The sequence below is a fragment of the Streptomyces sp. AMJ-169 genome (assembly GCF_055597585.1).
This window is the reverse complement of the sequence record NZ_JBVLTJ010000004.1, coordinates 22,249-40,533: the sequence shown is the minus strand read 5'-3', so window position 1 is coordinate 40,533 and position 18,285 is coordinate 22,249. Positions and strand designations below refer to the sequence as shown.

Annotated in this window: 13 protein-coding genes and 1 pseudogene; 6 read left to right on the top strand and 8 right to left on the bottom strand. The window is 72.5% G+C overall.

What is annotated here, in order from left to right:
• Nucleotides 1-7: 7 nt before the first annotated feature.
• The 6 genes from ACYUD3_RS11220 to ACYUD3_RS11195 form a co-directional block, all read right to left on the bottom strand.
• Entirely contained in the window at nucleotides 8-778 is a 771-nt protein-coding gene (locus ACYUD3_RS11220) for a class I SAM-dependent DNA methyltransferase (RefSeq protein WP_470968477.1), read from the bottom strand.
• 99 nt (nucleotides 779-877) lie between these two features.
• Nucleotides 878-2,125, bottom strand: coding sequence for an MFS transporter (locus ACYUD3_RS11215; RefSeq protein WP_470967492.1), 1,248 nt, complete (start codon nucleotides 2,123-2,125; stop codon nucleotides 878-880).
• Nucleotides 2,109-3,152, bottom strand: coding sequence for a mandelate racemase/muconate lactonizing enzyme family protein (locus ACYUD3_RS11210; protein ID WP_470967490.1), 1,044 nt, complete (start codon nucleotides 3,150-3,152; stop codon nucleotides 2,109-2,111). Before ACYUD3_RS11210 ends, ACYUD3_RS11215 begins: the two co-directional genes overlap by 17 nt.
• The gene (locus ACYUD3_RS11205; RefSeq protein WP_470967487.1) at nucleotides 3,149-4,225 is read right to left on the bottom strand and encodes a PLP-dependent cysteine synthase family protein; all 1,077 of its coding nucleotides are present in this window, start codon (nucleotides 4,223-4,225) and stop codon (nucleotides 3,149-3,151) included. Before ACYUD3_RS11205 ends, ACYUD3_RS11210 begins: the two co-directional genes overlap by 4 nt.
• A complete protein-coding gene (locus ACYUD3_RS11200; RefSeq protein ID WP_470967485.1) occupies nucleotides 4,222-5,037 on the bottom strand; it encodes a Rossmann-like domain-containing protein in 816 nt (271 codons plus the stop codon). Before ACYUD3_RS11200 ends, ACYUD3_RS11205 begins: the two co-directional genes overlap by 4 nt.
• Nucleotides 5,034-6,287 (bottom strand): ATP-grasp domain-containing protein, encoded by a 1,254-nt coding sequence (locus ACYUD3_RS11195; RefSeq protein WP_470967483.1) that lies wholly within the window; start codon nucleotides 6,285-6,287, stop codon nucleotides 5,034-5,036. Before ACYUD3_RS11195 ends, ACYUD3_RS11200 begins: the two co-directional genes overlap by 4 nt.
• A gap of 198 nt (nucleotides 6,288-6,485) precedes the next feature.
• Between ACYUD3_RS11195 and ACYUD3_RS11190 the strand changes: the two genes are divergently transcribed.
• The 3 genes from ACYUD3_RS11190 to ACYUD3_RS11180 all read left to right on the top strand — a co-directional run bounded on the left by ACYUD3_RS11190 (nucleotide 6,486) and on the right by ACYUD3_RS11180 (nucleotide 10,918).
• Nucleotides 6,486-7,958, top strand: a complete 1,473-nt coding sequence (locus ACYUD3_RS11190) for an alpha/beta fold hydrolase (protein ID WP_470967480.1) — start codon at nucleotides 6,486-6,488, stop codon at nucleotides 7,956-7,958.
• Nucleotides 7,959-8,265: 307 nt separating this feature from the next.
• Nucleotides 8,266-9,159: an LAETG motif-containing sortase-dependent surface protein gene (locus ACYUD3_RS11185; protein WP_470967478.1), complete on the top strand. Its 894-nt coding sequence runs from the start codon at nucleotides 8,266-8,268 to the stop codon at nucleotides 9,157-9,159.
• 274 nt (nucleotides 9,160-9,433) lie between these two features.
• On the top strand, nucleotides 9,434-10,918 hold the full coding sequence (locus tag ACYUD3_RS11180; RefSeq protein WP_470967476.1) for a glycoside hydrolase family 3 N-terminal domain-containing protein: 1,485 nt from the start codon (nucleotides 9,434-9,436) through the stop codon (nucleotides 10,916-10,918).
• Between the two features lie 128 nt (nucleotides 10,919-11,046).
• Here the strand turns inward: ACYUD3_RS11180 and ACYUD3_RS11175 are convergent, their stop codons facing one another.
• The gene (locus ACYUD3_RS11175; RefSeq protein ID WP_470968473.1) at nucleotides 11,047-12,423 is read right to left on the bottom strand and encodes a glycoside hydrolase 5 family protein; all 1,377 of its coding nucleotides are present in this window, start codon (nucleotides 12,421-12,423) and stop codon (nucleotides 11,047-11,049) included.
• An 11-nt stretch (nucleotides 12,424-12,434) separates the two neighbouring features.
• Between ACYUD3_RS11175 and ACYUD3_RS11170 the strand changes: the two are divergent.
• From ACYUD3_RS11170 to ACYUD3_RS11160, 3 genes and pseudogenes are all read left to right on the top strand, one after another.
• Nucleotides 12,435-13,196: pseudogene (locus ACYUD3_RS11170) on the top strand (BadF/BadG/BcrA/BcrD ATPase family protein); the annotation flags it as partial.
• A 657-nt stretch (nucleotides 13,197-13,853) separates the two neighbouring features.
• Nucleotides 13,854-14,084, top strand: coding sequence for a hypothetical protein (locus ACYUD3_RS11165; protein ID WP_470968534.1), 231 nt, complete (start codon nucleotides 13,854-13,856; stop codon nucleotides 14,082-14,084).
• Between the two features lie 1,043 nt (nucleotides 14,085-15,127).
• Complete coding sequence (locus tag ACYUD3_RS11160; RefSeq protein WP_470967474.1) at nucleotides 15,128-17,422, top strand: glycoside hydrolase family 3 N-terminal domain-containing protein; 2,295 nt, start codon at nucleotides 15,128-15,130, stop codon at nucleotides 17,420-17,422.
• On the opposite strand, the gene ACYUD3_RS11155 is transcribed toward ACYUD3_RS11160, so the two are convergent.
• Nucleotides 17,419-18,264, bottom strand: coding sequence for a carbohydrate ABC transporter permease (locus tag ACYUD3_RS11155; RefSeq protein WP_470967472.1), 846 nt, complete (start codon nucleotides 18,262-18,264; stop codon nucleotides 17,419-17,421). The genes ACYUD3_RS11160 and ACYUD3_RS11155 overlap by 4 nt on opposite strands.
• Nucleotides 18,265-18,285: the final 21 nt, after the last annotated feature.

Here is an 18,285-nt window from a genome sequence, read left to right as displayed (position 1 = left end):
GTGAAGTTCAGGGAGTTGTGCGGCGGGCGACCACGTGCAGCCGGTCGGCGTCCGCCGCCGTTCCCGGCAACAGGCCGTCCCGCCAAGGCGGTTCGGTGCGCGGGCCCGGTCCGTCGTGCAGTTCGAGCACCTCGAAGCCGTGCGCCGCCAGCCGGTGGCGCAGCTCCAGCGGGAACAACAGCCGCCACGCGGACCGCTGTTCGACCGGGCCGACCGCGGTCTCCCAGATCCGCAGCCGGCGCAGCAGCTGGGCCGTGCGGTCCACGGCCAGCGTCGTCGTCGAGCGGTACCGGACCCCTTGCCAGCCGAAGGAGTTGACGGCCGGTGTGTCCAACAGGTCGGTGCGGCCCAGGAAGTAGGCGCCGTTGCGCATCTCGGCGACGAGCAGCCCGCCCGGCGCCAGCGCCCGCCGCACGGAGCCGAGGCAGCCGTGCAGCTGGTCGTCGGTGTGGCAGTACAGCAGCGCGCTGTCCAGACACGTCACGGCGTCGAAGCGGCCCAGGTCGAAGCGGTGCAGGTCGGCTTGGACGTAAGCCGGGCCGGGGTGTTCGGATCTGGCGTGCGCCAGCATCGTCTCGGACAGGTCGGCGCCGGTGACGGTACGGCCGCTGTGGTGCAGCCATGCCGCGTCGCGGCCGGTGCCGCAGCCCAGGTCCAGGACGCGGGGGCCCGAGTTGTGGCGGCGCAGGCAGTCTTCGGCCCAGCGGGCGGCGAGGTGCTCGGGGTCGGGGAAGCGGGCTTCGTAGAGGGCGGGGTTGTCGGTGAGGTAATTGCCCATGGAGGCCGCCGAGTTGCTCGCGGAGACGGCGGAGTTGTCGCTGGAGGCCGCCGAGTTGCTCGCGGAAGCAGCCGGCTCGGTCAGGAAGTCACTCATCGCTCAAACCCCCGCCGCCACAGCCGCCCGAGCCTCCCCGGGCAGTGCCCCCAGCCGCCGCAGCCACGCCACCCCGGCCGCCGACAGCAGTCCGAACCCCGCACAGCACACCCACGGCAGCCAGTCGGTGCCGCCGCGCTCCCCGGCGTCCATGGCCCAGCCGACGACCGCGTTGCCGACGGCCGCCGCGATCCCTGAGACGACGTAGAAGATGCCGAAGTACGTCCCCGTCAACTCGGGCCTGCCGAAACGGGGGATGAGGTCCATGACGAACGGCTGGGCGACCATGACACCGAGGTACAGCAGCAGCGTCCCGGCCAGTACCGGAAGGACCCGCAGCGCGACCGGCCCCCCGGATACCCCGGCGACCACGGCGGGCGGGACGAAGGACAGGGCCATCACCCCGAGCCCGACGGCTATCCAACGCCCTCTGTCCCCACGGGACTTGAGGGCGCTCGTGATCCGCAGCTGGAGGGCGAGGTTGGCGAGGGTGCCCACCACGAAGACGAGCCCGGCGGCGCCGTCCCAGCCGGTCGCGTCGCGGGCCCCGGCGGGCAGCAGCAGATAGAGCTGGTTCTCCAGGGTGAACATGCCGACCATCGCCGACGCGAAGGCGAGGAAGGCCCGTTGGCCCAGCACCTCACGCCAGTCGCCGAGGACCGTGCCCTTGCTCGGCGGTACCTCGCGGGCGGGCAGCACCATGGCCTGCGCGACGGTCAGCACCGCGAAGATCCCGGCGGCCGTCAGCGCGGACGTACGGAAGTCCACCAGCAGCAGCGCGCTGCCCAGCAGCGGTCCGATCAGCGCGCCGGCCGTCGCGAACACGTTGAACAGCGCGAACGCCTCCGCCTTGCGCTCGCCCGACTCCTGTGCGACATAGGCGCGTACGGCCGGGTTGAACAGCGCCCCGGCGAAGCCGCTCAGGACCGACGCCGCGAGCAGCACGGGCAGGCTGTCGCCGAGCGCGAACAGCGCGAACCCGACCGTCCGCAGCGCGCATCCGGCGATGATGACCCCGCGCGCGCCGAGCCGGTCCGCCGCGGAGCCGCCGATGATGAACAGCCCCTGCTGGCTGAGGTTGCGCACCCCGAGGACCACTCCGACGACGGCCGCCGACAGGCCCAGGTTCTGTCCGAGATGGGTCGCCAGATAGGGGATCAGCAGATAGAACCCGGTGTTGACACCGAGCTGGTTGACGAGCAACAGCCGTACGGCGAGCGGGAATCGCCGCATCTCACGCCACGTCCGCATGTGCCGCCTCCGCAACTCCCAGGCCGGGAAAGTCATTTGCCCGCACGACACCGTCCGTGCCGCCGATCCCGTGCCACGGGTCGCGGGCCAGCAGCAGATGCCCGTCCAGGTCCACCCACCGCGCCCGGTCCGCCAGTTGCACGGCCGGCGCGAGCCCCAGGCTGCTCGCGGTGAGACACCCCAGCATCAGCGAGGTACCGCTCCCTTCGATCAGCTCCGCGATCCGCAGGGCGCCCCGCACACCTCCGCACTTGGCGAGCTTGACGTTCACCCCCTGCACCCGCCCCGCCAGCCGCCGCACGTCCTCGATCCGTACGGCGTCCTCGTCGGCGATCACCGGCACCGGCGACCCGGCCGCCAGCGCCCCGAGCCCTTCCGGATCGCCGGGCGGCACCGGCTGCTCCACCGCCTCGACCCCCAACTCGGCGTATCTGAACAGCAGTTCCCGCGCCTGGGCGGGACTCCACGCGCCGTTGGGATCGAGCAGCAGCCGCGCCCCGGGCGCCGCGTCCCGGATCACGCGGACGCGTTCCAGGTCCTCGTCCGGGTCGGGGGCGCCCGCCTTCACCTTGATGGCCGTGAAGCCTTTCGCCGCCAACTGGCGTGCCTGCGCGGCGGCTTCGGTCAGTGAAGTGATGCCGATCGTCCGCGCGGTCGCGGCCCGTGGCGGTCGCGGTGCGCCGAGGAGGGCGTGCACGGGTTTCCCGGCCCGCTTGCCGACGAGGTCGAACAGGGCCGACTCGACGGCGGCGGTGACCGCCGGGGGTGTGCCGGCGCCGGTCAACTCGTCGTCGTACAGGGCGCTTTCGGGGTCGGGGTAGCGGGTCAGGTCGACGGCGGACAGCAGGCGGTGCAGGGTCGGCGCGTCGAGGCCGTAGTAGACGCTGCTGACGGCCTCGCCGTGGCCGCGCAGTCCGTCGGGGGTCTCGATCGTCAGCCAGACCGCGTCGCGGGCGGACATGGTGGAGCGGGAGATGCGCAGCGGCTCGGTGAGGTGGAGGCGCGTGGTGCGCAGGGTGGCCTTCACGGGGTCCTTTCCCTGGTGAGGGGGTCGGTGACGCGGGTGCAGCGGGCCCAGCCGGTGGCCTCGGCCGCGTGCGGGTGCGGGATCTCGACGGGGCGCGCGGCGGCGGATTCCGGGGCGAGGCCGTGGGCGGCGGTGAAGTCGTCGTCGTAGACCGTGCCGAGGTAGCGGTGCGGGCCGTCGGGGAAGACGGCCGCGACGACCGCGCCGGGGTGCACCCGCGCCGCCCAGGCCGCGACCCGGGCCACCGCGCCGGTGCTCCAGCCGCCGCTGACGAAACTGGACCGGGCCAGCCGCCGGCAGGCGTCGACGGCCTCGGCGGGGCCGATCCAGTGGACCTCGTCGAACGCGTCGTAGGCCACGTTGCGCGGGTGGATGCTGCTGCCGAGGCCGCGCATCAGGCGGGGTCTGGCGGGCTGGCCGAAGATGGTGGAGCCGGTCGCGTCGACGCCGATCAGGCGCAGCGCGGGCCAGTGCCGGCGCAGCGGCGCGATGATCCCGGCACTGTGCCCGCCGGTGCCGACGCTGCACACCAGGATGTCCAAGTGGTCCAGCTGGACGGCGAGTTCGGCCGCCAGGGAGGCGTAACCGGCGGTGTTGTCGGGGTTGTTGTACTGGTCGGGCCAGTACGCGTCGGGCAGCAGCGCCAGCAGTTCCTGGAGCCGGGCGAGCCGCGCGGCCTGCCAGCCGCCGACCGGCGCGGGCCGGTCCACGAGTTCGAGCCTGACCCCGTGCGAGCGCAGCAACTGCCGCATGGACGGCTCCAGTTCGCTGTCGCCGACGAGGACGACCGGATGGCCGAGCGCCTGTCCCGCGAACGCGAGCCCGACGCCGAGCGTGCCCGACGTGGACTCCACCACCGGTGCCCCGGGCCGCAGTTGGCCCCGCTCCCGGGCGCCGAGCAGCATCGACACGGCGGCCCGCGCCTTCATCCCGCCCGCCCCGAGCCCCTCCAGCTTGGCCCAGAACCCCGGCTGCGGGCACGGCAGTTCGGCGGTGATCCGCACGACCGGCGTCCGCCCGAGCAGTTCGAGCAGCTCGGGCCTGGCCGTCGTACGCACGGCGGTCGAGATCATCTGGGGTCTCCGGTCCGGTAGCGGTGGACGGTGCCGGGGCCGCCGTCCAGCCAGAAGAACGGGTACGGTTCCGCGCACACCGCGCTGACCCCGTGGCCCAGGAAGCGGGGGAGGACCGCGCTGCCGGTCTGGGCGAACATGACCAGGGGCAGGCCCAGTTGGGCCGCCAGTTCGCGCAGCGGGTCGAAGGTGCCGTTGCCGAGGGTCATCCCGGAGACCAGCAGCGCGTCGCACTCCCCGGCCGCCGTGAGCGCGTCGGTGACGACCGGTTCGCCCCACTCCGTCGTACCGCCCTTGAGGTCGCACGGCACGTACCGCAGCCCCCGTGAACGCAGGCTCTCCAGAAGGGAGTTCACGACCCCGACGACCAGTACCGACGCGCCGCGCGGGACGTCCAGCAGGTCCACGACGGCCTGTGCGCGCGCCTGAGACTTCTCCAGGGAGGTGCCGGCCGGGAGGGCAACCGCCTGTCCCGCGTGGGGAGTTACGTGCATGAGGTAGGCGTCCAGGGCGGCGACCCGGACCGGGAGCAGGGGGTGGGTCAGCAGGGCGGCGACGTCGGCGCCCACGCAGTCGTCCAGGGCCTGTTCGGGCAGCGCGCCGGGTTCGACGGCGCAGGAGCCGACGGCCTCGGCGACGCGCAGGCTGAGCACCTCGTTGCGGTAGCCGGTGCCGCGCCCGTCGTGGCGTACGGCCTGCTGGGTGCGGAAGGCGACGGCGACGCGGACCGCCGCCGGGTCCGGGCCGAGTTCGCCCCGTAGGGCCTGGCCGAGCAGGGCGTCGAGGCCGAGGGCGGCGGTCCGGGCGGTCATCGGATCACCATCCGGGCCTGGAGGCCGGTGAGGACGGCCTCCACGCGGGTGCGGGCGCCGAGGCCGTCGGGGTCGCCCGCCATGACGTGGCCGAGGTATTCGTTGTTGCTGCCGGCCGCCTTGACCTGGCGGCCCGGCTCGGCGAGCTCGATCTCCAACAGACCTTCCCTGTCCACGAATTGGGCGTCGAGCGCGTCGAGCGTGCCCGAGGTCTCCGGGACCAGGAAGCCGATCGCGGCGCTGGACAGACCGGTGTCGGCGCGGCGCAGATCGGGGGCCCTGCCCAGGGTGACGTCGACGAAGGCGGCGGCCAGGTCGATGCCCGTGACGTGCCGGACCAGTTCGGTGATGCGGTTGCCGGCCGGGCGGGGGTTGACCTCGACGACGCGCGGGCCCGCCGGGGTCAGCTTGATCTCCGTGTGCGCGACCACGCCGTCCACCAGGCCCAGCGCCTTCAGCGCCGCCTGCGCCGTGTGCTCGGCGTCCGCCGCGTCGGCGGGGGAGAGGGCGGCCGGGAACATGTGGCCCGTCTCGATGAACGCGGGCGCCCCGCCGACGCTCTTGTCGGTCACGCCCACCACATGGACCGCCCCCGCGTGCGAGACGGTCTCGACGCTCACCTCGGGACCGGTCAGCAACTCCTCGACCAGCACCGCCGGATCACGGCGCTGGCCACGGGCGTTGACCGGGAAACCCGCCAACGCGCGGAAGGCGTCCGCGAGTTGCGCCTCGTCGTCGACGCGGCGCACGAACATGCCCGCGCACAGGTCGACCGGCTTGACCACCAGCGGATAGCCGATCTCCCGTGCCGCGCGGGCGAGTTCGGCCCACTCCGCGTGCACGGCGAACCGCGGCCCCGGGACCCCCGCGTCGGACAGCACCCGGCGGGTGGCGTCCTTGCGGCACGCGTCCTGCACCGCCCGCGCGCCCGGACCCGGCAGGCCCAGACGGGCGGCGATCCGGGCGACCGCCGGGAGGTAGTAGTCGCACGACGTGATGACCCCGTCGAAGCCGAACACTCCGTGCAGCGAGACCACTTGGTCCAGCAGGGCCTCGGTGTCGTTGGTGTCGGCGGTGACGATCTCCCGGGCGCCGAGCAGCGGATGCGCCGTGCCTTCGGGGGCCGAGCGCAGGTAGTGGTGCAGATCGCGGGTGAGGAACGTGAACGTGTGCCCGCCCTCCCGGATCGCCCGTGGCAGCAGCCTGCTCATCGAGCCGACCCAGCTCTCGACCACCAACAGATGAGCCACGAACTCCCCTTTCCAGGGACGGGGTTGAGATGTGCGGGCGCCCTTGCGTCCGGCCGCCGGGCAGGCCGGTGCGAGCCTTCGCGGCCCGCTTCCGGCATGCCGGAGGAAGCCTTGGCGGGAGGCGCCCCGGTTGTGACACGCACACGTTATCGATAATGATTTTCATTTGTCACGTCGTTGGCTCCCGAAGGGACTCCCTTGACCTTCCGTATGCGCTCCGCCGCCCCGCTCGCGGCCCTGGCGCTCCTGTCCGGCCCCCTCCCCGCGTCCGCGGCCGAACTGCCGGCCCCTCAAGTCCGGCTCGCGGCAGTGGAGTTCGGCCCCTGCCCCGCCTCCGTCCCCACGCCGCCGGCCCCCGACCGCGTCGAGTGCGCGACCTTGAACGTCCCCCTCGACTGGTCCCACCCCGACGGCCCCCGTATCGACATCGCCGTGTCCCGCGTCCCCGCCTCCGGCGAACGGCGCGGCGCCCTGCTCGTCAACCCCGGCGGCCCCGGCGGGTCGGGACTGTCCTACGCCGTGACCAAGCGCGCCAGACTGCCGGAGAGCGTGCGGCGCGCGTACGACGTGATCGGCTTCGACCCCCGGGGCGTGGGCGCCAGTTCACCCGTCGACTGCGGGCCGATGGGCGGGCTCTTCGACGGCCCCGGCGCCGATCCGCGCTCGGGGCGCGCCTACCTCGCCGGGCTGCGCGCCCTCGCAACCGACTGCGCCGCGCACGAGAGAGACGTCCTGCCGTACCTCTCCACCGAGCAGACCGCGCGGGACATGGACGCGCTGCGCGACGCGCTCGGGGAGCCGGTGACGAACTTTCTCGGCGTGTCGTACGGGAGTTATCTCGGTGCCGCCTACGCCGCGCTGTTTCCCGGGCGGACCGGGCGGATGGTGCTGGACAGCGTCGTCGGGCCGTGGGACTGGCACGACTTCGACGTGATCCAGGCGCGGGAACTTCTGCGGCGGCGCGAGACGTTCTTCGGGTGGGTTGCGGGGCATTCGGGGCGATTCGGATTGGGGGTCTCTATCGGAGAAATACGTCACTCATATCTGAGCGTGCGGGACGGGCTGGCCGCCCGGCCGGTCGACGGGTTCGGTGCCGCAGAGTTCGACCGCGCCGTCTACCGGGCCCTCGGGCGCACCGAGCGGTGGGCGCCGCTCGCCGACGGGCTGCGGGGATATCTGCGGGACGGCGGGGTCGGCGGGCTGCGTCCGGCGGCGCGCCCCGACAGCCCCGAGTCGCGCAATTACGAGGCCGCCAACCGGATCGTGAAGTGCGCGGACGGCCCCGGTCCGACGCCCGCGCGGGTCCTGGCCGACCGGCGGCGGCTGTACGGCCTCGCGCCCGCGCCGGTCCTGACCGGACTGGAGGCCGCGGCCTGCGCGTACTGGGCCCACCGGCCGGCCCACCGCACCAGGCTGGGCGGCCCGGACACGCCGCCGCTGCTGGTCGCGTCCGCGCACGACCCCGTGACGCCCATCGCGGGGGCGTATGCGATGCGGCGAGTGCTGCCCGGGTCGCGGCTGGTCACGCTCGACGACGACTACTCGCACGGGGTGTTCGCGAGCCGGGGGAACGCGTGCGTGGACGGGACCGTCGCGGCGTATCTGCTGGAAGGGGCGGTGCCTTCGGAGGATGTGCGGTGTGCGGGGGCGGGGTTGCCGGAGGTGAAATGAATTTGTCGCCTAATTGATTCAACGCGGCCTGGAGAAGACCGAGTTGGTGCCCTCCGGGCCGCGTTGGCGGTGCTCTCGGGGCTGTCCATGGGTGTTCTTACCCAATTCGAGAGTGGAGAACTGGTGCTGAATTGACGGGCGTTGCGAAAATAGACGAGTATTCAACCACCTTCGCCGAGCTCACCGCAGCGAGCGGCGGGCGAGGGGCGGCGAGTCGCGTCGTCGCGCAGGTTCCGCGGTTTTCCCCCCGCCCGCGCCGGCCGTTCGCCCGTGTCACCTCCCACACATCACCGCATTGAGGGTCACCTTGTCGCGTTCGCAGTACTCCAGAACCCTGGCGCTGCTTGCAGCAACCGCACTCGCCGGCTCCGCCGCGCCGCTCCTCGGGGCCGCCCCGGCGAGCGCCGCCACCGGCTGCCCGTCCGGCACCATCCAGTACCGCCTCGACGGCGGCGACTGGACCTCCGCCGGCGGCTTCCGCGCCTTCCCCTCCGGACTCGACAAGGTCGAGGTCCGGCTCGCCCCCGGCCAGCAGATCGGCGCGGACTGCAAGTACCCCGTCTCGCTCGCCGAGTACACCACCGAGGGCCCGAACTGGCCCACCTCCGGCAAGCAGACCCTCGTCGACAAGGCCACCGTCTACCTCGGCGCCGACGATGTCGCGGGCCAGAGCGACGAGGGGCGCACCTGGCAGAAGCTCAGCGTCAAGACGCCCGACTGCTACGGCCAGATCGACCTCTACGGTGACGACGTCACGTACGACGGCGCCGCCGGCGAGGGGCACGGCCCCGCGCCCTACCAGCCCGAGGGCATCGCGACCCCGAACCACCTGATCGCCGCGTGGAACGGTGGCGACAAGGAGTGTGCGCCGAAGCAGGAGACGACGCCGCCCGCGCCGACGCCGAGCACGCCGGAGGAGTCGCCGAGCACGCCGCCGGCCTCGGAGTCGACCCCGCCGCCGGTGACCCCGACCGTTCCGGCCGGTGAGACGCCGCCTACCACGCCGAAGGTGCCGCCGCTGTCCTCGACGCCGCCCACCACTCCGGCGCCGACGCCCAGTGCGTCTACGCCGCCGCTGGCGGAGACGGGGGCTAGCTCGTCGACGGGGCCGATCGCTGGGGCTGCGGCTGCGGTGGTCGTGCTGGGTGCGGGGGCGGTGTTCTTCGCTAACCGGGCTCGGCGGAAGGCTGCGGGGCGCTGAGTCCTGCGGAGGGGGTGCCGGGATAGGCCGGTGGGTGGGTGCGGCGCCTTCGTGGCTGGTCGCGCGCACGCGGCGGTAGCCGCATATCGGATACAGCCCCGCGCCCCTTTGGGGCGCTGCCGAGCTGGAGTCGGCTGCCCAGCCCCCTTCCCTCGGCGCTCCCCCTGAACCACGGCCGGTCGGGGTCCACTCGTGGTGGATCTCGGCCGGTCGTTTGAATGGGTCATCCATGTGATGGTTGACTTTCGGCTGAATGAGCCAGATTATTCCCGGGGTGACCCCTCACGCGCACCCTGCGCCCCATGCCGCCCTGGACGAGGCCGCCCACCGCTGTCTGGTCGCGGGCTTCGCCGGTACCACCTCCGTGCCCGACGCCCTCAAAGAGCTGATCGACCGGGGGCTCGGCGGAGTCATCCTCTTCACCCGGAACATCCGGGACGCCGAACAGGTCCGCCGACTCACCGACGAGCTACGGGAGTTGCGGCCCGATCTGCTGGTCGGGATCGACAACGAGGGCGGCGGCATCGGGCACCTCGTCACCGCCGGCGCCCCCGACGTCCCCGGCAACTGGGCGCTCGGCGTCGCCGACGACGAGACCCTCACCGCGGCCTGCGCCGACGCGCTCGCCGGGCATCTCGCGACGCTGGGGATCACGGCGTCGTACGCGCCCGTCGCCGATCTTCAGCGGCGGCCCGAGAACCCCATCGTCCGCACCCGCGCCTTCGGCTCGGAACCCGGGGCCGTCGCGCGGCATCTGCGGGCGTGGATCGCGGCGACCGAGGCGCGGGGGGTCGCCTCGTGCGCCAAGCACTTCCCCGGGCACGGCGGTACGGTCACCGACAGTCATCATGAACTCGCCGTGGACCCGAGGGAGTTGACGGATCTCGACCTCGAACCCTTCCGTGCCGCGATCGAGGCGGGCGTACCCATGCTGATGAGCGCGCACGTCGTCTTCCCGGCCCTCGATCCTGAACTCCCCGCCACCCTCAGCCCCCGCATCCTCGGTGAACTCCTGCGCGGGGAGCTGGGGTTCGAGGGGGTGCTGGTCAGTGACGCGCTGGAGATGAAGGCGATCGCGGACCGGTACGGGGAGGCCGCCGGCGCCCGGCTCGCGCTCGCCGCCGGGGCGGACCAAGTCATCGTCGCCGTACCGGAGTTGGAGACCACCGTCGGCTGCCGGGACGCGATCCTCGACGCGCTCGTCTCCGGTGAACTCGCCGAGGAGCGCGTGGTCGAGGCCGCCTCGCGGGTGCGGCGGCTGATCCGGCGCTACAGTGCGCCGCGCGCTGCGGAGCGGGTCGAGCCGTGGGACGCGGAGGCGGGGGCGCGGGCCGCGCGGCTGGCGGTGCGGGCCGGCGGCGGGCTGCCGGAGCCGGTGCGGGACGCGTACGTCGTCGACTTGTTCCCCCGGCCGCATCCGGCGCTCAACTGGGGCGGGGAGGACCTGCTGACGGAGCTGCGCGCGTTCGACGCGGGGGCCGCGGGGACGGCGCTCGCGGGGGAGCCGCAGGACGCGCGGGGCGTCGTGCGGGAGGCGCTGCGGGCTGCGGCGGGGCGGCCGTTGGTGGTCGCGACCTGTGATGCCGAGCTGTACGCGTGGCAGCGGGGGGTGCGGGACGCGCTGGTGGCTGCCAGGCCGGACGCCGTGCGGGTGGCGACCGGGCTGCCTGGTGTCGGGGACGAGGGGGCGGTGTGGTCGTACGGGCGGGGGAAGGTGAACTTGCGGGCTGTTGCTGAGGTGTTGGCCGGGGTGAGGTGAGCGGGGGTGTGGCGGCGCCCCCGGTGACTCGCTCGGCGTCCTGCTCGGCGTCCTGCTCGGCGTCCTGTGCCGGCTGTTCCTGATCGCGTCGGACGGGCCGGCCCGGCTTCCGGGTCAGGCCGGTCCGGCTACTCCGGGACGATCAGTTCCGTGATGCCCCGCTTGGCCAAGTAGGCGCTGTCCTCGGCGTGTTGGGCGAGGATCACCGTCGGACGGGCGCCTTCCGCGCGCAGGCGCATCCAGGTCTCGAAGAACGCGCCGCCGGGTCCCGAGACCGAGCGGGTCGCCGGGGTGCAGTCCAGGACCAGGGCGGCCGGGCGGGGCGGGGCCGTCATGGGCAGCGAGCGCAGCTCCGTCACCGTCTCCTCGATCGCCTCCGCGATCGGCTTCGGCCGGCCGGAGGAGTCGAACAGGCCCAGCGTGTATTCGAGTTCGGGGTAGTCGGCCAGGGAGCGGTCGACGTCGTGGGAGCACCACCACGTCACCCCCCACAGGTTCGCGCAGCTCGCCGCGTTCAGCAGGGTCTCGCGGGCGAAGTGCGGGGCGTCCGGGGCCGGGATGTGCGGCTCCGGGGCGCCGGTCTCCTGCACCCACACCGGACGGTCCGGGTCGGTGGCGTACGCCTTCGCCAACTCCGTCCCGTACTCGGCGAGATGGAGCACCTCCGGGGAGCGCGGGCCGTAACGGCGGGCGCAGTCACCGGAGAAGACCCAGGGGTGGACGGTCGTCAGGTCGCCCTTGCGGGCCGAGGCCTGCGGGGTGAACGGGTGGTCGTCGCCGTACCAGGCCGCGTCGTACGCGGAGTGCGTGACCAGGCCCTCGGCGCCGAGGCCCTCCCGTGCGGCGGCCAGCAGGGTGTCCAGGTAGTGGTCCACCTCGTCCACTGTCACCGGGTTGTGCTCGACCAGGTTGTTCAGCTCGTTGCCCAGCTGGAGGCCGATCAGGTTCGGGCGGCCCGCCAGCGCGTGGCCCAGCGTGCGCAGCAGCTGTGCCTGCGCCTCGATCGCCTCCGCGTCGGTGAAGACGTTGCGGTGGTGCCAGCTGCGGGTCCACTCCGGGTAGAAGTCGAAGCTCGACAGATGGCCCTGAACACCATCCACCAGGACGTCCAGGCCGAACTCCGCCGCCAGGTCCACCAGGCGGACCAGCTGATCCACCGCGGCCGGACGGATGAACGTACGGTTCGGCTGGAGCAGGGGCCAGAGGTGGAAGACACGGATGTGGTCCAGGCCCAGTGCGGCTATCTGGACCAGGTCCTCGCGGGTCTGCTCCGCGTCGAAGTCGTGCCATGCGTGGAACCAGCCGCGGCGTGGGGTGTAGTTGACGCCGAAGCGGAGCTCCGGAACGGGCGGTGGTGTGTTGATGGCGTCCTCCTCGAAAGTGCCGGCCCATGTCGGCCCGCGCCTGCCCTGGCGCCGGCCGCGGCCGGGGTCCGCCGCTGTGTCCTGCCGGTTCAGCTGCGGTCTTTGCCTGTGGGCCTTGTCTGCGGCGAATGTATCAACCACCATGGGTGCCGATGAATAGTGATTTGAACCAAGACTCCGCCAATGCGGACGCCCCCCTGGTGCTGGGCGTCGACGCGGGCGGCACCCGTACGCGTGCGGTGCTCGCGGACGCGCGGGACGGCCGAGTCCTCGGCGAGGGCGTCTCCGGGCCCGGCAACGCCCTGACCGTTCCGGTCCCCCGGCTCACTGATCATCTCGCCGAGGCGATCGGGATGGCGGTGCCGGAGGGGGTTCGGGGGCGGGTGGTGGCTGTCGCGGGCGGGTTCGCGGGGGCGGCGAGTGTGCGGCCTGGTGGGGATGGTGGGGGGCGGCTTGGGGCGGCTTTGGGGAGGGGCGGTGCCGAGGGGGTGGGGGACCCGAGTTCTGGGGGAGTGGCCGGTCAGGGGTCCGAGGGTGTCGTAGGGCAGAGTCGGCCCGGTGAGGACGTCGGTCGGAGTCGGGCCCGTACCGCTCTCGTCGCGGCGCTCGGGCAGCTTGGGATCGCCCCCGCCTCGGTCACCATCCACAGCGACATCGAGGCGGCGTTCGCGGGTGCGCCCGGGCATCCGGAGGATGGGCTCGCGCTGGTCGCCGGGACCGGGGCGGTGGCAGCGCGGGTGCGGGGGCGGGTGCTGGTGGCGACGTCCGGTGGGGACGGGTGGCTGCTCGGGGATGACGGGAGCGGGTTCTGGATCGGGCGGCGGGCGGTGCGGGCGGCGTTGAGGGCGGCGGATGGGCGGGGGGAGGCGACGCGGTTGGCGGTGCTGGTGGGAAGGGCGCTGGGGATTCCTGAGGGGGTGTTGCCGCCGGTGGGGTATGGGGGTGGCTGGGGTGGGGGTGGCTCTGGGGGGTACGTCGCCGGCGGGGGTGGTTTTGGCGGGGGTGCTCTTGGGGGTGGCGGCTCTGGCGGGGATGCTTCTGCTGCGGGGGAGGGCTCTGGAGGGAGGGTCTCTGCCGGGGGCGGGTCTGCGGGGGACGTGTCTGCTGTCGGGGGCGGGTCTGCGGGGGACGCCTCTGCTGTCGGGGGCGGGTCTACTGGGAATGCTCCTGCTGGGGGTGCCTCTGCTGCTGGGAGCGGGCCTGCGGGGGCTGCTCCCGTGGGGAACGCATCCGCTGTCGGGAACGGGTCCGCTGGGAACGCCTCTGCCGGAAACGTCTCTGCTGTCGGGAACGGGCCTGAAGGGGACGCCTCCGCCGGGGACACCTCTGCTGCTGGCAACGGGTCTGCTGGGAATGTCCCTGCCGGAAATGCCTCTGCTGTCGGAGGCGGGAACGGGTCTGCGGGGGATGTCTTCTCTGGCAATGCCCCCTCCGGCCACACTCCCCGCTGGGGCCTCTCCCAACGTGCCGCCTACCGTGCTCACCTTCTCCCCGCCGTCATGGACCGTGCCCCGACGGACCTCGCGGCTCACGCCCCGCTGGTGACCGAAGCGGCGGCACAAGGGGATGCTGTGGCTGTCGCGATTCTGGATGAGGCGGCGACGGCGTTGGTGGACACCGTGACGGCGTTGGCGCCCCGGCAGGGGGAGACGCTGGTGGTCACCGGCGGGCTGTTGGCTCCGGGCGGTCCCCTCCTCGAACCTCTCGTCCACCGCACCAGCCACCTTGGCCTCACCCTCGCCCCGGTGCCGGACGGCAGTGCGGGGGCGGTGGCGTTGGCGCGGTTGGGGGTGGTGGGCTGAGAAAGGGGCGAAGGTGTGCGCCGGTTCTCGGCGGCGGTCCGCGCACCGGCTCGGCGCCCTGGCCGACCTCGTGTCCTACGGGATCGGCTTGGGCTCGCTGGGTTGGGAGCGTGCGGCTCGGGGACGTGCGCCTCTGGGGACATGCGGGTTCGGGAGTGTGTTGGGTTCGAGAACGTGCGGGTTCGGGAGTGTGCTGGGTTCGAGAACGTGCTGGTCCGGGAGCGTACGAGTCCGGAGGCGCAGGTTCGGCAATGCGCTGGTTCGGGAGCACGCGAGCCCAGAGACACGTCGGTCCGGGAGTGCGCGGGTTACGGGAGCGCGCTGGTTCGAGAGCACGCGAGTCCGGAAACACACCGGTTCGGGAGCACGCGAGCCAAGAAACACGTCGGTCCGGGAGCGCGCGGGTTACGGGAACGCGCTGCTTCGAGAGCATGCGAATCCGGAAACACGTCGGTCCGGGAGCACACGAGCCCAAAAACACGTCGGTCTGGAAACGCACCGGTCCGGAAGCACACGAGCTCAGAAACGCGCGGGTCCGGGAGCACGCGGGTTCGGCAACGCGCTGGTCTAGGAGCACGCGCGTCCAGAAACACGCCGATCCGAAAGCATGCGCGTCCGGGAACACACGCGTTCAGAAACACGCCGGTCCGGAAAGCATGCGCGTCTGGGAGTACGCGCATCCAGGAACACGCCGCCCGACCCGACTCACCCCCTCACCCCACCCCGTCCGAGGCCCCCGCCCGCGAATACCCCAGCTCGGATCCCGGCCCAAGGCCCCCTTGTCCACTGCTTCCGAGCCCCCCGCCCGCAAGTACCCCACCTCTGACCCCAGCCCAAGGCCCCCTCCCCACCACTCCCGAGCCCCCCCGCCCGCGAACGCCCCAGCTCTGATCCCGGCCCAAAGCCCCCTCACCTCACCCCGGCCCAGAGCCCCCTATCCCACCCCACCCCGGCCGCCCTCGCCTCCGCAACTCCGCCCCTCCCCAGAACCCCACCACCGCCCAACCCCCAACCCCCAACCCCCAACCCCCAAGGACCACCCCATGCCCACCCCCCTCTACCAAGACCCCACCGCCCCCACCGAGTCCCGAATCGCCGACCTCCTCTCCCGCATGACCCTCGGAGAGAAAGTCGGTCAGCTCAACCAGCGTATGTACGGCTGGGACGCCTACCGCCGTACCCCGGGCGGGAGTTACGAGCTCACCGACGCCCTCCGCGCCGAGACGGACCGGTTCTCGGGGCTGGGGGCGCTGTACGGGCTGATGCGGGCCGACGCCTGGTCCGGCGTCGAGTACGGCAGTGGGCCCGACGCCGACAGCAGCGCCGAACTCGCCGCCCTCGTCCAGCGACACGTCATCGACAGCAGCCGCCTCGGCATCCCCGCCCTCTTCGTCGAAGAAGTCCCCCACGGCCACATGGCCCTCGACGGGACCGTCCTCCCCGTCAACCTCGCCGTCGGCGCCACCTGGGACCCGGAGCTGTACGAACGCGCCGCCGCCCACGCCGCCGCCGAACTCCGGGCCAGGGGCGGCCACTTGGCCCTCGTCTCCGCCCTGGACATCGCCCGCGACCCCCGCTGGGGCCGCACCGAGGAGTGCTTCGGCGAAGACCCGTACCTGGCCGCCCGCCTGACCGAAGCCCTCGTACGAGGCATGCAGGGCACCCCCACCGACAACACCCCCACTGACAACACCCCGACCCACAACACCCTCACCCCCAACCCCCACCCCTTCGCCCCCCACAAAGCCCCCGTGATCCTCAAACACTTCGCCGGCCAAGGCGCCACCATCGGTGGCCGTAACTCCGCCGAATCCGAGCTGGGACCAAGGGAGTTGTACGAGATCCACCTCCCCGCCGCCCACGCCGGTGTCCGCGCGGGCGCCGCCGGAGTCATGTCCGCCTACAACGAGTTCGACGGCCTCCCCTGCTCCGGCAACAAGCCCCTCCTCACCGAACTCCTCAGGGACACCTGGAAGTTCGACGGCCTGGTCATGGCTGACGGGCTCGCTGTGGACCGGCTCGCCCGGATCACCGGTGACCCGGTCTCCGCCGGAGCCCTCGCGCTGAGCGCCGGAGTCGACCTCAGCCTCTGGGACGAGGGCTTCACGCGGCTCGAAGAGGCCGTCGAGCGAGGGCTGGTGAGCGAGGCGGCCGTCGACGCCGCCGTAACTCGCGTACTGCGCCTGAAGTTCCGCCTCGGCCTCTTCGAAAACCCTTACGCGCAAGGCGAGTTCCCCCAAGGCGGGGCCGAGCTCAGTACCTCGCTCGCCCGCGCCTCGATCACCCTTCTGCACAATGATCAGCGCGTTCTGCCGGTGCGGCAGTCCGTCTCCCGTGTCGCCGTCCTCGGGCCCCACGCCGCCACCACGGCCCACCAACTCGGCGACTACACAGCCCCGCAGCGCACCGGCGCCACCGTCCTCGACGCCCTGCGCCGTCGCGCCCCCGGCACCGAGTTCCGGTACGCCGAGGGCTGCGCGCTCACCGGTGACGACCGTGCCGGTATCCCCGAGGCGGTCGCGGCGGCGGCGGCCTCCGACCTCGCCGTGCTCGTTCTCGGCGGCAGCAGCGCCCGCAGTCAGGACACGGAGTTCGACGCCAACGGCGCCGCCCTGTCCACCCGCGACGACATGACCTGCGGCGAGGGTGCCGACCTGGCGAACCTCCAACTCGGCGCCGCACAGCGGGCGTTGCTGGAGGCCGTCAGCGCGACCGGCACCCCCACGGCCGTCGTCCTGCTCCAAGGGCGCCCGCACGCCGTCCCCGAGGCGGCCGAACGCGCTGGGGCGCTGCTGACCGCCTGGTACCCGGGGCCCTGGGGCGGCGAGGCCATCGCCGAAGTCCTCCTCGGGCACGCCGAACCCGCCGGGCGGCTCCCGGTCTCCGTACCCCGGTCGGCCGCCCAGCTCCCCGTCTACTACAACCACAAGGACACCGAGTACGGCGCCTACGTCGACACCGACGCCGGGGCGCTCTACCCCTTCGGGCACGGGCTGTCGTACACGGACTTCGCGTTGGGGGAGTCGCGCTTGGACGGTGGGTCCGTCGCGACCGACGTCACCAACACCGGGGAACGGCACGGGCGTTGTGTCGTGCAGCTCTACATCCGGCCGCTGCGGACGCTCGTCTGGCCGCGCACGCTCGAACTGCGGGGGTTCGCCTCGGTGGAGCTCGCCCCGGGTGAGACCCGGACCGTCCGGATGCGGCTCGGCGCCGGCCAACTGGAGTTGGTCGGCGCCGATTTGAAGGGCTTCGTCGCTCAGGAGACCGAGGTCAGGGTGGCGAGGTCAGCGCGGGAGGCGCTGGGCGTCGTACCCCTCGTCGTCAAGGCGGTCTAGAGCTTGACCGCTCCCGACGACACCCCCTTGTAGAACCAGCGCTGGGTGATGACGAACAGGACCAGCACCGGGATCACCGAGATCACCGAACCCGCCATCACCATGCGCTGGTCGTAGCCGAACGACGAGGACTGAAGGCGCGAGAGGCCGAGGGTCAGGGTGAAGTGGTCCTCGGTGCGCAGCACGATCAGCGGCCACAGGAAGTCGTCCCAGGCGCTGATGAACGTGTTGATGGTGACGACGAGGATCGCGCCGTACGCCGACGGCAGATACAGGTGGCGGAAGCGTTTCCACTCGCCCGCGCCGTCCAGCATCGCCGCGTCCTCGATCTCGCGCGGGACGGCGAGGAACGCGGCGCGCATGATGAGGACGTTGATGGCGGCGACGAAGCCGGGCAGCCAGACGCCCGCGAGGTGGTCGACGAGGCCCAGGTCGCGGATGCTGAGGAACAGCGACACCATGATGGACTCGAAGGGGAACATCATCGACGCCATCAGCAGCACCCACACCAGGCCCCGGCCCTTCCAGGCCGGCTTGGACAGCATGTAGCCGGCGAGGGTGGAGAACAGCAACTGGCTGCTGACGGACAGGATCACGACGATCGTGCTGTTGCGGATGTACGTCCAGACCGGGACCTGGTCGAAGATCTCCCGGTAGGCGTGCAGGGTGGGATGGCGGGGGATCAGGCTCGCGCCCGCGCCGAACACGTCCTCGCCGGCCCCCTTCAGGGACGACAGCAGCTGCCAGACCAGCGGGCCGATCGTGATGACCAGCACGAACAGCAACAGCAGGTAGCGGACGATCAGTTCACGCGGCCGCCCGTAGTCCCGCCAGCGCGGCATGAGACGCCGGCGCCCCCCGGA